Annotated in this window: 14 protein-coding genes; 3 read left to right on the top strand and 11 right to left on the bottom strand. The window is 60.7% G+C overall.

The genetic code is table 11. The annotated features are described in order from the left end of the window. Positions 1-42: 42 nt before the first annotated feature. Positions 43-1,017, top strand: a complete 975-nt coding sequence (locus tag ABH909_RS21345) for a quinone oxidoreductase family protein (RefSeq protein WP_429436783.1) — start codon at positions 43-45, stop codon at positions 1,015-1,017. A 30-nt stretch (positions 1,018-1,047) separates the two neighbouring features. Then, positions 1,048-1,977 (top strand): LysR family transcriptional regulator, encoded by a 930-nt coding sequence (locus tag ABH909_RS21340; protein WP_429436781.1) that lies wholly within the window; start codon positions 1,048-1,050, stop codon positions 1,975-1,977. 134 nt (positions 1,978-2,111) lie between these two features. On the opposite strand, the gene ABH909_RS21335 is transcribed toward ABH909_RS21340, so the two are convergent. From ABH909_RS21335 to ABH909_RS21290, 10 genes are all read right to left on the bottom strand, one after another. Then, positions 2,112-3,575: a GDL motif peptide-associated radical SAM/SPASM maturase gene (locus ABH909_RS21335; RefSeq protein WP_429436779.1), complete on the bottom strand. Its 1,464-nt coding sequence runs from the start codon at positions 3,573-3,575 to the stop codon at positions 2,112-2,114. Between the two features lie 280 nt (positions 3,576-3,855). After that, a complete protein-coding gene (locus ABH909_RS21330; protein WP_429436776.1) occupies positions 3,856-4,437 on the bottom strand; it encodes a DUF1842 domain-containing protein in 582 nt (193 codons plus the stop codon). 54 nt (positions 4,438-4,491) lie between these two features. Continuing rightward, the gene (locus ABH909_RS21325) at positions 4,492-5,136 is read right to left on the bottom strand and encodes a DUF1842 domain-containing protein (protein ID WP_429436774.1); all 645 of its coding nucleotides are present in this window, start codon (positions 5,134-5,136) and stop codon (positions 4,492-4,494) included. Between the two features lie 41 nt (positions 5,137-5,177). Beyond that, positions 5,178-5,366: a DUF1843 domain-containing protein gene (locus ABH909_RS21320; RefSeq protein WP_429436772.1), complete on the bottom strand. Its 189-nt coding sequence runs from the start codon at positions 5,364-5,366 to the stop codon at positions 5,178-5,180. A gap of 234 nt (positions 5,367-5,600) precedes the next feature. Continuing rightward, on the bottom strand, positions 5,601-6,488 hold the full coding sequence (gene yghX, locus ABH909_RS21315) for a YghX family hydrolase (protein WP_429436770.1): 888 nt from the start codon (positions 6,486-6,488) through the stop codon (positions 5,601-5,603). 263 nt (positions 6,489-6,751) lie between these two features. Continuing rightward, the gene (locus ABH909_RS21310) at positions 6,752-7,912 is read right to left on the bottom strand and encodes an iron-containing alcohol dehydrogenase (protein WP_429436768.1); all 1,161 of its coding nucleotides are present in this window, start codon (positions 7,910-7,912) and stop codon (positions 6,752-6,754) included. A gap of 3 nt (positions 7,913-7,915) precedes the next feature. Continuing rightward, on the bottom strand, positions 7,916-9,307 hold the full coding sequence (locus ABH909_RS21305) for an aldehyde dehydrogenase family protein (RefSeq protein ID WP_429436766.1): 1,392 nt from the start codon (positions 9,305-9,307) through the stop codon (positions 7,916-7,918). Positions 9,308-9,316: 9 nt separating this feature from the next. Continuing rightward, positions 9,317-10,690 carry a glutamine synthetase family protein gene (locus tag ABH909_RS21300; RefSeq protein ID WP_429436764.1) on the bottom strand — a complete coding sequence of 458 codons (1,374 nt, stop codon included), beginning with the start codon at positions 10,688-10,690 and terminating at the stop codon, positions 9,317-9,319. Positions 10,691-10,916: 226 nt separating this feature from the next. After that, positions 10,917-12,674, bottom strand: a complete 1,758-nt coding sequence (locus ABH909_RS21295) for an L-lactate permease (protein WP_429436761.1) — start codon at positions 12,672-12,674, stop codon at positions 10,917-10,919. A 101-nt stretch (positions 12,675-12,775) separates the two neighbouring features. After that, entirely contained in the window at positions 12,776-13,417 is a 642-nt protein-coding gene (locus ABH909_RS21290; RefSeq protein ID WP_429436758.1) for a TetR/AcrR family transcriptional regulator, read from the bottom strand. A 100-nt stretch (positions 13,418-13,517) separates the two neighbouring features. Between ABH909_RS21290 and ABH909_RS21285 the strand changes: the two genes are divergently transcribed. Continuing rightward, positions 13,518-14,171 (top strand): NAD(P)H-dependent oxidoreductase, encoded by a 654-nt coding sequence (locus ABH909_RS21285; RefSeq protein ID WP_429436755.1) that lies wholly within the window; start codon positions 13,518-13,520, stop codon positions 14,169-14,171. A 185-nt stretch (positions 14,172-14,356) separates the two neighbouring features. Here ABH909_RS21285 and ABH909_RS21280 read toward each other — a convergent pair whose 3' ends face one another. Continuing rightward, entirely contained in the window at positions 14,357-15,478 is a 1,122-nt protein-coding gene (locus tag ABH909_RS21280) for a P1 family peptidase (RefSeq protein ID WP_429436753.1), read from the bottom strand. Positions 15,479-15,586: the final 108 nt, after the last annotated feature.

Raw genomic sequence — 15,586 nt, 5'->3', positions numbered from 1 at the left:
ACATGGCGCAGATGGGCTGCGCTGAAGTGAAGGAGTGAGGCAATGGTTTCTGTCGTTCGTATCGCACACACCGGCGCACCTGAGGTGATGACCATCGAGCAAGTGACGGCGCGTGAGCCGGGGCCGGGTGAAGTCTGGCTGGAGCAGGAGGCGATTGGCGTCAACTTCCTCGATGTGAGTCAGCGCAAGGGCGCCGTACCGCTGCCATTGCCGTCGGGTCTGGGCCTTGAAGGGGCGGGCCGGGTGGCCGCCATCGGCGCGGGAGTGAGCAACGTCAAGGTGGGTGATCGGGTGGCCTACGCAACAGGGCCTATCGGCGCTTACGCCAGTGCGCGGCTGTTTCCGGCCGAGCGGCTGGTGCCGATTCCAGACGCATTGACGGCTGAAGAGGCGGCCGCGGTGTTGTTCAAAGGCATTACCGCGCAATACCTGCTGAAGACGACGTATCCGGTCGGCCCCGGCACCACCCTGGTTCTGTATGGCGTAGCGGGTGGCCTCGGGCAGATCATGGCAACGTGGGCCAAACACCTGGGGGCTTTTGTCATCGGCATTGTGTCCCGGGCCGAGAGTGTCGAGACAGCCAAGGCGCTGGGTTGCGATGCGGTGTTGGTATTCAATGCCCAGACACTGGCCACGGACGTCGCGCAGATCACCCACGGCAAGAAAGCCGATGTGGTCTACGATCCCATCGGGCGGGTGTCGTTCGAAGCGTCGCTCGACTGCTTGCGACCGCGTGGGGTGATGGTGTCTTTCGGAGCATCCTCCGGAGCGCCGACGGCGGTCGAAGTGGCCACGCTCAATGCCAAGGGCTCGTTGTTCCTGACCCGTCCTTCACTCGCCGCGCATACCACGGACATCGCCGAATACCGGCAACGGGCCGAGGATGTACTGGCCGCGGTCGAGGCGGGCATAATCAAGCCCGGCATCTGGGGCCGCTATGCATTGGCCGACGTGGCCAAGGCCCATGCCGATCTGGAAGGCGGCCAATCTCGCGGAGCGATCGTCCTCAAGCCGTGATTGTTTTTTACCTGAACAAAAGAGTGTTTTGTGAACCCACTGGACAGCCGCCACATCGATGAAATTGCAGCGCTTCTTGCGGTCGCCTCGGCGCATTCGTTCGTGGCTGCCGGACGCCAGTTGCAACGCCATCCGACGGTGATTTCAAAGCGCCTGGCGGCCATGGAAAAGCGCCTGGGCGTGCGGCTGATGGAGCGCACGACGCGACAGGTGCGGTTGACCGATGCCGGCAATCGTCTTGTCGAACGTCTGCGCTCCGCCACGGGGTTGATCATCGAGGCCGAGCAGGAAGCGTCACTGGGCGCGGCGCAGGTGCGTGGCGTTTTGCGCCTGGCTTTTCCTGCGGCGATGGGGCGCCTGTGGCTGGCGTCGATGCTGCCGGATTTTCTGGCGGCTCATCCGTTGGTCTCCGTCGAGGTGGATTACAGCGATCGCGTCGTCGACATCATTGGTGAAGGATTCGATGCGGCGGTTCGTATCGGCGAATTGAACGACAACCGCCTGGTTGCGAAGAAGCTCAGCGATCATCGCCGCATACTCTGCGCTTCACCGGGGTACATCGAGCAGCACGGCATGCCGACCTGTCCGAAGGAACTCAGTGATCATAATTGCCTTGGCTTCACCGGTCTGGCGGCATTCCCTGAATGGCGCTTGTCGATGGGCGAGCGGCAGGAGAAGGTCATCACCAAGGGCACCTTGACCTCGAACGACGGCGAAGCGTTGCTCGCCGCGGCCAAGGCCGGTGTCGGTATTTTGGGCGCTGGCGAGTGGCTGATGAGCCGGGAAATCGCCAACGGCCAAATGGTGCGCGTGCTGCCGGAGTGGGATCTGGATGCTCAGGGCGGGATTTATCTGGTGCGAGCGTCAGCGGCGTTCACGCCAGCGACGCTCATGGCATTCAAGGAGTGGCTGGAGGACAGATTTGTGCAGGGGGCGCCTTGGCAAATGCCCGTCAGTTAAGCGCAGTCCATGTGGGAGCGGGCTTGCTCGCGAAAGCGGTGTGTCAGACGACATCAATGTTGACTGTGCCGCCGTCTTCGCGAGCAAGCCCGCTCCCACAGGTATCGCATTTTGACTGACTGGCCATTACTCCCTTACATCGAGGTATAGGGCGGCATCCCTAGCAGGCCAGTCAGGGTGTCGATAATCGCTTGTTGCCGCGCGCGGTCTGTCTGGTGCACGGCTTCTGCGGCGGCGATATCGGCGTTGCAGTGAGGACAGGTCACTTCGTGCGCATGGATGTACTGCAAGCAACCCCGACACAGCGCCAGTTGCGGTGGAATACGTCCTTCATCCGGTGATTTCTGGCCCTGGTTTGCCCAGGCCAGTTTGATCACCTGGCCACTGTCGCTGACGCTGCTGACCGTCTCGCCGGTGTCGATGCGTTCGGTGATCAGGTCAAAACGCCCGACGGCGAAGGAGGTCTTCGCCGCGTCCTCGAGTTTGACGATGCGCTCACGCAGCCCGCGTTTTTGCAGGTCCAGCGCGCGGTAATGGCAGTAGGGGTTGTTGCCGGGTTTGCCGAGCAGGGAATGCGACGTCCAGGTGCAGCCGCCACGGCAGACGTCGTTGTAGTAGCAGCTGCGGCAATAACCCCACAGATCTTCGACGCCGCGCAATCGGCCAAAGTGCATGCCTTCGCTGTAGTGCCAGATATCGTGCAGGCTCATGTTGCGCACGTTGCCGCCGGAAAACCCCACGGTTGCCAATGACGGGCAACCCTTGACGGTGCCGTCGGCCTCCAGCGCCAGCACCGTCTGGCCGGCGGCGCAGCCACTCCAATGCACGCGCTCGTCGCCGAAACCACGCCACATGTGTTCATAAGGCCCGTAGTAACCAATATTGTTGCCCACGTTCATCAGCAGGCCACGATCAACACCTTCGCGATACAGACGCGCCAGCAACGGCATCACCTCCAGCAGTTGATAAGGCTGCAACAATAGCTCCGGGTGATCGACGGCATTGCCCATCGCGACCGTCAGCTGGATCTGCCAGTGAGTGGCGCCGAGGCCGATGATCAGGTCCATCAATTCGGGCAAGTCGGGCAACGTGGCTGCGCCGATTTGGGTGTTGACGCTCACCGCAAGCCCGGACTGCTTGGCCCGTCGCAAGGTGTCTACCGCCTTGTCGAAGGAGCCCGGAACATTGCGCACCGCGTCATGCAGCGGGGCCAGCCCATCCAGTGAAACACCGACGCCATTGAGCCCGGCATCTACCGCTGCCTGCATTTTCGCGGGCGTCAGGTTGCGTCCACCGGTTTGTATGGCGCAGTACATGCCGTGATCGTGGATGGCCTGGATCAGTTGGGTCCAGTCCTTGCGCAAATAGGCTTCGCCACCGATCAGGGTGATCTCGCGGGTGCCGAGAGCGGCCAGGGAATCGATGACGTCCAGGCATTCCCGGGTGTTCAATTCATCGGGGCGTCTATGGCCGGCGCGTGAGCCGCAATGCAGGCATTTGAGATCGCAGGCCAGGGTGATTTCCCAGACCACATGCACGGGCACGTAGCGTTTGAGGTCGGTTTCACTGAGGTAGCGGGCAGGGCGTGTGTCTGACATGGGAAATCCTTGCGCACAACGCGTGCGCGGCACGAATCCATCGAAGTGTTCGCGCCTTCCTTGAGTCAGTGGCGCGACCGGATTTACCTGTTGTTGTTGTTGAAGTGAGCCGGGCCAGTCAGTTAAACGCGCAACCCTGTGGGAGCGGCGGTGCGACGATTCGACTTGCTCACGAAAGCGGTGTGTCAGGCGACATCAATATTGACTGTGCTGGCGCCTTCGCGAGCAAGCCCGCTCCCACATGGATTGTGCTTGCCTGACTGGCATTACCGGGTGCGGGTTAGCGAGCCTCCAGCCGGGCGATTTCAACGTTCAACTGGTCCAGCGCATTGCGCAACGCACCGCTGTGGGCCAGTTGCTGTTCACCCTGGCTGACTACCGCCTTCAGTTGCGCCAGGTCACCGCTGGCTTGCGCTTGCTGGACCGCGACGGCGTAGAGCGGTACCGCATGGTGCGGATGCTCAGGGCGCACAATAACGGGAGCCTGGCTGACCGCGGCGTGTTTCACGTAATGCCAATGGCCCTGTTCCTGGTATTTGTAGTCGGCATAACCACTGGCCCAATCGCCACCCAGGATGCCCTTCAAGCCGAAGGTCTGGGCGATCTGGCTGAGAGGGCCGCTCGGGCTGCCGGCCAGGGTGAGGATGATGTGGTTCTCCGCCGTCGGCACCAGTTTGGCCTCGGAGTATTCACCCCAGACACGGGCACGGAAGTTGAGGGTCGGGTAGGTGCTTTGGAAAATACTCGCAATCCCGCTGACCTTTTTCTTTGTGGTATCCACCAGCAGATCGAGGGTTAAAACCGGTGCGCCCAGCAGGTGATTGCTGACGTTGAGGCGGGTATGAAAAAGTCCGATTGACATGGTGCTACTCCCTTAATTGTATTCAAGACAAGTCGGGCATGTTTCGTGGTCGAGTCAGCGGCGTTCCTGCCGGCTGATTTCTTCCTTGGCCGTTTCAAGCGCCGTCTGTAGTTGGGGTTGCTGATCGAGTTGCTTCTGGGCCAGGCGCGACAGGTTCTTCATCTGGGCCAGGTCACCACTGGCCATTGCACTTTGAATGGGGGCGGCGTACAGCGGCATGATGGGCGGATACGATGATTCCGGTGGAATGACCGGGCCGGGTTCCAACGGCAGCGGGGAAACGTGGGACGGCACCGCCTCAATGAGGTGGGCGGGAGCATTGTTGACCTCGACCCACTGCTGACCATTCAAGTACGAATAGTTGGCCACGCCTTCTTTCCAGTCGGTGCCCACCACCAGTTGCAACTTGAAATTCACCATGGAATTGGAGCCTGAGCCGCCGTGATTGCCTTGGGCGGTGATCAGGATTTTGCTGACGCCGGGTGACATGACCGTCAGGTAGGTGTATTCGCCCCAGACATCGGCGTGCACATCCAGCGGCGGGTTGGTCGCCTGAGTGATAGCGGCGGTGCCGTTTACGGTCTCATCAGGGGTAAAGACCAGTAGATTGAGTGCCAGACTTTGTGCACCCGGTGCCGAAGTACCAATTCGGTAGCCGAGCGGGAACAAGCCGACAGATTGCTGAGTAGAACCAGACATGGTTATTGCCTCCATTGCAATAAGGGGAGCGGAAATAGCTGTTAGTGCTTTTCCAGGCGTGCGACTTCCTTGGCCAACTGCTCGTAAGCAGTACTTAGCTCTTTGTTTTCTGGTGTGGATGCATCGCGTTGTTTCAACAGCGTCTTCATTTGCGGCAGGTCGCCGGCCTTGATCGCGCTTTGGATGGCCACCCCATAGGGGGGCATGCTATGGCGAGTTGAATTGCTCATAACGATTCCTTTCGTGGTGTTTACGGGCACTGCTGTCATCAGCAGTTTTTGCAGTTAAGCAGGCGTCGATCAATATGCAATGGATAATAGAAGAGTAATTCTAAATATAATTTTATTAATCGCGATGGGTTAGGCGGCGATAGGTTCAATATTAAGATTGGTAATGAAGGAAGACCTGTTCAGTGACTTCTTCATAAGCGTTATTCCTTATCGCCATTATTTGTATTTGTTTAATCAAGCCAAGTAACGCCGGAACCAGGCCAGTGTTCGGTCCCAGGCAAGCCGGGCGGCGGCATCATCGTATCGAGGCGTGGAGTCGTTGTGAAAGCCGTGGTTAACGCCCGGATAAATATAGGCCTCATACGTCTTGCCGGCCGCTTTCAACGCCTGCTCGTAGGCGGGCCATCCTTCATTGATCCGCGTATCCAGTTCGCCATAGTGAAGCAGCAGCGGGGCTTTGATTCTGGGGACATCTTCAGCCTTTGGTTGACGGCCATAAAAGGGCACGGCGGCCCCGAGCTCCGGATAGGCCACGGCTGCGGCATTGGCGACTCCTCCGCCATAACAGAAGCCGGTGATGCCGACTTTTCCGCGGGTGGCATCATGTTCCATCAGCCACTCGATGGCGGCGAAAAAATCATTCATGAGTTTTTCCGGGTCGACGGTCTGCTGCAATTCCCGGCCTTTGTCATCGTTGCCGGGATAGCCGCCCACCGAGGTCAGGCCGTCTGGGGCGAGGGCGATGAATCCCGCTTTGGCGAGGCGCCGGGCGACGTCCTCGATGTAGGGATTAAGCCCACGGTTTTCATGTACGACCACCACCGCCGGCACCTTGCCGCTGGCTTTCGCAGGGCGCACCCAATAGCCACGAACCTGCCCGTGACCCTTGGGCGAGGGGTAGGTGATGTACTCGGGAAGGATGTCCGGGTCGGTAAATTGCACCTGTTCGGCCAGCGCATAATTCGGGCTCAAGGCGGCGAGGAGGGCTGTGGCCGTCAAGCCGCCCAAGGTGAACAGCGCCGCACGATCAAGAAACGCTCGCCGGTTGATTTTGCCGTGGGCGTAGCAGTCGTAGAGTTCGAGCAGTTCAGGGGCAAAGTCTTTCGCCGTGAGACGGTCCATCTGCGTGCTTCCTGTTGGTTGATAAGGTCAGTGCTCCTGGGGCTAGGGCGCTTCTGTGGCGAGGGGGCTTGCCCCCGTTCGGCTGCGCAGCAGTCGCAAAGCCGATGCATGCGGTATGCCTGTCAGAACGAGTAGTGTTTTTGGGACTGCTTCGCAGTCCAACGGGGGCAAGCCCCCTCGCCACAGAAGCCTCTAGCCACAGGAATCCAGCCACAGAAATTCTCTAGCCACAGGAGCCCCCAGGTCATGAACAGACGATTGCTCTAGAGACGGCCGTGAAACGCCGCGTCGAAAATTTCTGCCGCGCCAGTTCGTGTCAACGGCAACGGGTTGCCGCCGGCGCAAGGGTCGACAATCGCCATGTCTGCGATCAGATCGGCCTGCTTGTCATCCACCCCCAGTTCAAACAGCGTATGGGGCACGCCGATGTCTTTGCGCAGCTTGAGGACGAAGGCCAGAAAGCTGTCGAAGCCTGGGGAGGGCAGACGCAAATAAGCCGCCAGGCGAGTGATGCGTTCCTCGATAGCCGGGCGGTTGAACTTCAGCACATAAGGCATGAACGTGGCATTGGTCATTCCGTGGTGGGTGTCGTATAGCGCGCCCACCGGATGGGCGAGTGCGTGCATGCCACCCAGGCCTTTCTGGAAAGCGGTGGCGCCCATCGCCGCAGCTGCCAACATTTGCGCGCGCGCGTCGAGGTCGGAGGGGGTGTGTACGGCGCGTACCAGCGCATTGGCCACCAGGCGCATGCCTTCCACCGCAATGCCTTCGGCCATCGGATGAAAGCCGGGGGCGCAGTACGATTCCAGGCAATGGGCAAACGCATCCATGCCGGTGCCAGCGGTGACTTTTGCCGGCATGCCGACGGTGAGGGCCGGGTCGCTGATGACCACCCGCGGCATCATTTTCGGGTGAAAGATGATGCGTTTGGTGTGCGTACGCTCGTCGATGATCACCGCCGCACGGCCCACCTCGGAACCGGTGCCGGCGGTGGTCGGCACCGCAATGACCGGGGCGATGCTGCTTTCGTCGGCGCGTGTCCAGTAGTCGCCGATGTCTTCAAAATCCCAAACCGGTCGGGTCTGGCCACTCATGAACGCGATGAGCTTGCCCATGTCCAGGCCACTGCCACCGCCGAAGGCGACCACGCCATCGTGTTGGCCGGCGCGCCAGGCGTCGAGTCCTCCTGCCAGATTGGCTTCGATCGGATTCGGCTTGAGGTCGCTAAACAGCGCTACACCAAGGCCGGCAGCGCGCAAGGATTCCATCGCCGCGGTGGTGATCGGGGCACGCGCCAGGCCGCTGTCGGTGACCAGCAACGGTCGCTGGATCCCTTGGCTGCGGCAGACCTCGGCCAGTTCGGCGATGCGGCCAACGCCGAAGCGGATGCTCGTGGGGTAGTTCCAGTTCGCGGTCAGGCTCATGGCTCAGATCTCGTGGCGCAGATGGAAGGATTTCGCGCGGGTCAGGTGTTCATAGCCAAGGCGCGACAGCGTGACGCCGCGCCCGCTGTTTTTCACCCCGGTCCAGGCCAGGGCCGGGTCCAGATAATCGCAGCGGTTCATGAATACGGTGCCGGTGGCGATCTCGTCGCCGATGCGTTCGGCGGCGGCGAGGTCTTGCGTCCAGATAGAAGCGCTGAGCCCGAACTCACTGTCGTTCATCAAGGCGATGGCTTCGTCGTCGCTGGTCACCGGCATGATGCCGACCACCGGGCCAAAGCTTTCCTCACGCATCACCGACATGTGATGGGTTACATCCACCAACACCTGCGGCGCGAGGTAGGCGCTGCCCGGTACATCGACGGGAAAGTCCCTTGGATCGATCAACGCGCGGGCCCCTTGTGCCAGCGCATCGGCGATCTGCCTGCGAACGAATTCAGCGGCGCTCGGCGTGACCAGCGGGCCGAGGGTGGTGGCTTCGTCCAGCGGATTGCCGAGTACGTATTGGCGGGTCAAGGCGACGAAGCGCTCGACAAAGGCCTGGTAAATTTTTTCATCGACATAGATACGTTCGACAGCGCAGCAACTCTGCCCGGAGTTGAAGAAACTGCCGTCCACCAGGTTTTCCACCGCATGTTCAAGGTTGGCGTCTGCCCTGACGTAGGCGGGGTCTTTGCCGCCGAGTTCCAGGCCCATGCCGAGAAAGCGGCCCATGGCGGCGGCTTCCATGGCTTTGCCGGCCCCGACCGAGCCGGTGAAATTCACCTGCTGCACGCGTCCTGAAGCGATGATCGCGGCGGTCTGCTGATGATCGAGCAGCATGTTATGGAACAGGCCTTCGGGCAGATGGGCGCGGCGAAAGGCCTCGGCGAAACGCTCGCCCACCAGCAAGGTTTGCGAAGCATGTTTGAGGATCACGCTGTTGCCCGCCATCAGCGCCGGGATGATCGTATTCACCGCCGTCAGATAGGGGTAATTCCACGGTGCGACGACCAGCACCGTACCCAACGGTTCACGTTTGATATAACGCCGAAAACCGGCGACAGGGGCAGGTTCAATCGCTGCCAATGCCTCAGGCGCAATGGCGATCATGTGCCGCGCGCGCTCTTCGAAACCGCGCAGCTCGCCAGCGCCGAAGCGTACCGGGCGGCCCATCTGCCAAGCCAGTTCCGGCACGATCTCGGCCTTCATCGCCAGCATTGCGTCCACGGCGGCGCTGCAAAACGCGGCGCGTTCGCTCAGTGGCCGGCGCTGCCATTGCGCCTGGGCCGCTGTGGCCGCCGTCAGAACCTGGTCGAGCTGCGCCGCATCGGCACGGCGGCGCTCGGCGTAGACCCGGCCATCGACCGGGGAGATGAGTTGAACGATCTCAGTCATGGTGTGTGCTCAATAGCGCTCGAAGCCGCGCTGCAATTCCCAGTCGGTGATGCGCCGGTCGTACTCTTTCTGTTCCCACTCGGCGGTGTGCACGTAGTGGTCGATCACTTCATCGCCGAACGCCTCGCGCAACATGCTCGAGGCCTTGAGCGCGGCGCAGGCCTCGCGCAGGGTTTTCGACACTTCAGGCAAGTGCTCGTCGAGGTAGGCATCGCCTTCGAAGGGTGGCGCCAGGTTGAGTTTCTCGTCGATACCGGCCAGCCCCGCGGCGATCAAGGCGGCGAAGGCAAGATAGGGGTTGAGGTCGGCACCACCGATGCGGCATTCGATACGGATGGCCTTGCTGCCTTCCGCGCATAAACGAAAGCCCGCCGTGCGATTGTCCCGGCTCCATACGGCCCGCGTCGGCGCGAAAGTGCCGGCCTGAAAGCGTTTGTATGAATTGATGTAGGGCGCCAGAAAACAGGTGATGTCGTTGGCGTATTTGAGCTGCCCGGCCACCCAGGAGCGCATCAGCTTCGACATGCCGAACTCGGCCTTGGGATCAAAGAACAGCGGCTTCTTGGCATTTTTGTCCCACAACGAATTGTGCACGTGGCTGCTGGAACCGGCGGCGTCATAGCGCCACTTGGCCATGAACGTGATCGCCTTGCCTTGCAGTTGCGCGATCTCTTTGCAGGCGTGTTTGATGATCACGTGGTGATCGGCCATGGTCAGGGCATCGGCATATCGGATGTTGATTTCTTCCTGCCCCGGCCCCCATTCACCCTTGGAGTTTTCCACGGGAATGCCGGATGCCTGCAGATGCTTGCGAATCGCCCGCAATACCGGCTCCTCGCGGGTGGTCTGCAAGATGTTGTAATCCTCGATGTAGTGTCCGGCGGTTTTCGGCTTGTGATAGTTGCGCTTGTGGATCGCTTCATAACTCTCGTCAAACAGATAGAACTCCAGCTCCGAGGCGAACATGCCGGTATAGCCGCGTTCGCGCAGGCGCTCGATCTGCTTTTTCAGGATCGCCCGCGGGCTGTGGGGCAGGTCGCGCCGATGGTGATGATCGAGCACGTCACAGAGCACCAGCGCCGTGCATTCCAGCCAAGGCACGCGACGCAAGGTGGCCATGTCGGGTTTCAGGACAAAGTCGCCATAACCTTTGCTCCAGCTGGCCGCGGCGTAACCCGGCACCGGTTCCATGTCGATGTCGTCAGCCAGCAGGTAATTGCAGCAGTGGGTTTCTTCATGGCCGCTGTCGATGAAAAACTCGACCTGGAATCGCTTGCCGACCAGTCGTCCTTGCATGTCGACCATGCAGACCAACACGGTATCGATTTCGCCAGAGGCAGCGGCGCGCTTGAGTGCATCAAAGCTGAGGAGGGGCTCGGTCATCACGTCAATCCTGCGTGAAAGGTTGGGCCTGTCTGAAATAGCTGTTGCAGACGCTCTCCAGAAAAAACCAAACCCTGCAGAATCGAGCATCGTGAGCAATGAGCTGCTGAAAGCTTAGCTTACTGTTGCCATGCGCAAGTTTCGGTCGGATGTGGACGGCGGTTATCTGACTTGAGCCATGGCCCGGATTGCGATGCCGGGCCATGGTTAACAGCGCTCGCCTCGGTTAATTCCCGCCCACCACCATCTGACTGAATGGCGCCACATAAGCCTGCAATGTCACCAGCCCGCCGACCAGAATCGCCAGCACCACGGAGTGGAAAAACACGTAGCGCAGGATTTCCCCTTCATGGCCGTACCAGCGGGTGGCGGTGGACGCGACCACGATCGACTGGGCATCGACCATCTTGCCCATGACCCCGCCGGAACTGTTGGCCGCCGCCATCAAGACCGGGCTCAGGCCCAACTGCTCGGCCGTTACCCGTTGCAAGCCGCCGAACAGTACGTTGGAGGCCGTGTCCGAGCCGGTCAGGGCAACACCCAGCCAGCCGAGCAACGTGCCGAACATGGGGTAGAAAATGCCCGTGGCGGCGAAGGCCAGGCCCATGGTCGCGTCCAGGCCCGAATAGCGGGTCAGGAAGCCCAAGGCAAGCATGGCCACAATCGTGATCAGCGAGTAGCGCACCACCCACAGCGTTCGCAGGTAATGGTGCAGCAGCTGCGGGATGGAATAGCCCATCAGCAGCCCGCCAAGGAGTGCCGCCAGCAAGATGCCGCTGCCGGTGCTGGTGAACCAGTTGAACTTGTAGATTGCGTCCTCGGTTTTAGCCACGGGCACCACGGGCGGGACCTTCTCGATCTGTTGGTGAATGGTGGTGAAGGTCAAGGTCGGGGCAAAGATCGGGTTCGCCTCGCGCATTGGCTTGCCCTGAGGATCGAGCTTGGCGGCGCTGGTTTGCGGATCTATCGCCGGGCGGGTATCGAACAGGTTTTTGAAGCTTTGGGTGCCCCAGGCAAAGACGAAAACCGTGAGGATGATCCACGGCAACCATGCCCGCATCACGGCAGGTTTTGCATCGCTGGCAAAGGTCGCGCTGGGTTTCTCGTCCGGGTCAGGCTCTACTCTGGAGTCGTCGGCCCGGCCGGACAACGCGGCGGAGGTATACACAGTGACCGGCTTCCAGACCTTCAGGAAACCGGTCAGGCAGGCCATGGAAATCAGCGCGGCGATCACGTCGACCAGCATCGGCCCGTGGTAGTTGGACACAAGAAATTGCGGTATGGCGAAGCTGACCCCGGCGACCAGGATCGCCGGCCAGATTTCCAGCATCTTGCGCCAGCCGGCGAAGGCCCAGATCAGCCAGAATGGGACGATCACCGAGAAAAATGGCAGTTGCCGGCCGACCATCATCGACAGCTCCATTTCATCCAGCCCGGTCACTTTGGCCAGGGTGATGATGGGCGTGCCCAAGGCGCCGAATGCCACGGGTGCAGTATTGGCGATCAACGCCAGGCCAGACGCCGCCAGGGGCGAAAAGCCCAGCCCGATCAGAATGGCCCCGGTCACCGCCACGGGGGTGCCGAAACCGGCGGCTCCTTCGAAGAAAGCGCCGAAGCAGAAGGCAATCAGCAGCAGTTGCAGACGTCGATCGTCAGTGATGCGCGCCAGGGAATCTTGCAGCACTTTGAACGACCCGTTCTCGGTCGTCAGCCGGTGCAGGAAGATGATGTTGAGCACGATCCAGCCAATCGGCAGCAGACCGTTGGCGGCACCGTAAAGTGCGGCCGAGCCCGCCATGTTCGCCGGCATGCCGAAGGCAAAAATCGCAATCAGCAAAGCCGAGCCCAGGGCCAACAATGCTGCCAGGTGCGCCTTGATGTGGAAAAACGCCAGGGAGGCCAGCATCACCACCACCGGCACCGCCGCCATGATGGTTGAGAGCATCGGGTTATCGAAAGGGTCGTAGATTTGCTGCCAGACCATGTTCCACCTCTGCTTTTTATTGTTGGTAGCGCAGACCCCCGTGGGGGAAGGTGGTTTGGAGTATAGGTGGCATTACGCTGCTGTCCTGGGGGGCCAGCCGTTCAGGTTTCGAGGCCGACTCCAGTGCGTGCGCTCCTTTCAACCATCGCCACAATCGTTACGAAAAGTTCGTCCTGTGCCTGCACTGGCGTGATCTCGCCAGTCGCGGCGGCATGGGACAGCGCCTCGGCTGCACCGAGCATCGCCCGAAGACTCGCTGGCGCGATTTCACCGGTTCCGGCAAAGGGGAGAAGGGCGTTGCGGCACTTGTCCAGGAAGATCGCTTCGTACTCGCGCTTGATCTTTTCCAGTTCGGGCGAGCTGGTCAACGCCGCGATCACGCCGGGTATCTCGCGGCCCTGGAGAAGAACGCAATCAACATATGAAGACGCGATGACCATTGCCTTGCTCGCCAGCGTCGGTTCACTGGTTTGAAGCGCGGCGTCCATAAGCGCGGTCTGATGCGCGTCGAACTCCTGATAAAGCGCCGCCAGCAACCCGGGGCGGGTGGTGAAATGATCGTAAACCACCGGTTTGGTCACCCCCGCCTGTTCGGCGAGCCGGCCCAGGGTCAACGCTTCCGTGCCTTCCTCTCGAACGAGCTGCCAGGCCACATCCAGCAATTGGCGCTGGCGCTCTTCACGCGACATCCGGCGACGTGGTTGCGGGCTGGAATTCTGCTCAGGTGTTTCGGTGCTTGACATGCTTATGTACCAAAAGTAGCTTACTGATCGTAACTTACCAAGAGTATATAAGGCTCGTCTCTAGCCCTCAATCACTCATTCCGTAGCAGGAGTTTTCGACATGCACGCACTCATTGTTGTCGCTCACCATGATCTACAGTCGCTCACCCATAGCCTCGCCAGGCAGATCGGCGAAGGTGTATGCGCAGCTGATTCCGATAACTCTTTCGAGATCGCGGACCTTTGGACGCAAGGATTCGATCCGAGATTCGGCGCGGCCGATCTCGCCGTCCATCATCGGGAAGCACCGCCCCCCGCCGATGTGGCCGCCGAGCAGGCGCGAATCGATGGCGCCGATGCGCTAGTGCTGGTGTATCCGGTTTATTGGTGGTCGATGCCGGCGCTGCTTAAAGGCTGGATCGATCGGGTGTTCGCCAACGGCTGGGCATTCGATTTCAGTGCGGATGCCAAGTTGGAGAAGAAGCTTCGCCATCTGCAGGTTCACCTTGTGGGCGTTGGTGGCGCCGACGCGGGAACCTATGCGCGCCATGGTTATGCCGATGCCATGAAAACGCAGATCGACCATGGGATCTTCGATTATTGCGGTGCCAGCGTTGTGACGTCCGAGCTGCTATTCGAATCGGAAATCCAGGAGCCGACGGTTCACCTGGAGGCTGCGCGGGTGATCGGTCGTGATCTTTTCGGTACATCCAGACGCAGCGACGCGGCCCAGGATGTTCATCTTTGCCAACCGGCCAGCGCCAATGCTTTTTGACAGACAAAAAAAGAGCCTCGAAGCTCTTTGATGGGGAGGAAGTAGAGCCAGAGGCTCAAGATGCGCATGAAACAAGTGGTGAGCTTATTGGGGTTCAGTTCACTCACCACCTACGCAACGGCTTTAAACCTCCAACCGCTACGTACCAACATCGTAAGAAGCCGGTGGCTGGCACTCAAGTACCATTAGTCTAATCCCCCCGGCCAACCGGCCTGGCGCAGGGCTTTGAGCAAGGTGTTGGCATCCAGGCCCGGCACCGTATGGCCGTTGCCTTCGGTGGTGTTCGAGGCCAGCAGGGCGTTGATGATGGCTTCTTCCACGGCTTCGGTGGCGGCCAGGAACAGTTCGCTGATGTGGTCGTTGTTGACCATCCTCAGGTGATCGCAAGTAGGCGCGCCTTTGCCTTCATAGGCGGCCGGCGGCACGTGCTGATTGCCGGTGGCGAAGGCCACGAAAATGTCGCCGCTGTGGTCTTCATTGCCGCCACCGGTGCGGGCCAGGCCGAGGCTGGCACGTTGCGCGAGGCGCGTGCATTGGTGTGGCAAAAGAGGCGCGTCGGTGGCCAGGCAGACGACGATGGAGCCCATGCCCGGATGGGGCAGGGAGGCTTTGAGGAAGGGCGAGTCGACCTGTTCCATGTAACGCCCTACCGGGTAACCGTCGACGCGTAATTCGTGACGAATGCCGTGGTTGGCCTGGACGATTGCGCCGACGGTCCAGCCTCCTTGAGCGCTATTCAGCCGTCGCGAGGCGGTGCCGATCCCGCCCTTGAATTCATGACAGATCATCCCGCTGCCACCGCCCACCGCGCCTTCGATGACCGGGCCGCCGACGGCTGCGCGTAGCGCTTCGGCCACATGTTCAGGACGTACATGAAAACCATTGATGTCGTTGAGCAAGCCGTCGAACGTTTCCAGCACCACGGGCATGTTCCAGTAAAGGCGCCCATCGTCGGGTTGCTCCTGACGATCCAAAACGATCAGTGCATCGCGCACGATGCCCAGGCTATGGGTGTTGGTGAAGGCAATCGGGCTGGTCAGCAGGCCGGCCTCGCGAATCCACTCAAGCCCCGTGGCGTCGCCATTACCGTTGAGCACATGGACGCCGGCGAAGCATGGCTGTTGATTGGCGGAACCGTCACGCGGCTCGATCAGCGTGACACCGGTATGGATGTCGCGGCCGCTGGCGGTTCGTCCTCGCACATTGCTGTGGCCGACCCGTACGCCGGGCACATCGGTGATGGCGTTGAGGGGGCCGGGTTGCAGTTGGCCGAACTGAATGTTCAGGTCGCGGGCACGTGGTTTCATGGTGGTTCTCATGTTCGATTGGTCTGAAAAAAGAGGGCTTGTTGGCCCGAAGGTAAGGAACCTGTGGGAGCGGCGGTGCGGCGATCCGACTTGCCCGCGAAAGCGGTG

The organism is Pseudomonas sp. BS3782 TE3695, from assembly GCF_050435305.1.
Lineage (GTDB): Bacteria > Pseudomonadota > Gammaproteobacteria > Pseudomonadales > Pseudomonadaceae > Aquipseudomonas.
Note: the sequence above shows the minus strand (reverse complement) of the source record. Positions and strands in the feature narration are given on the sequence as shown.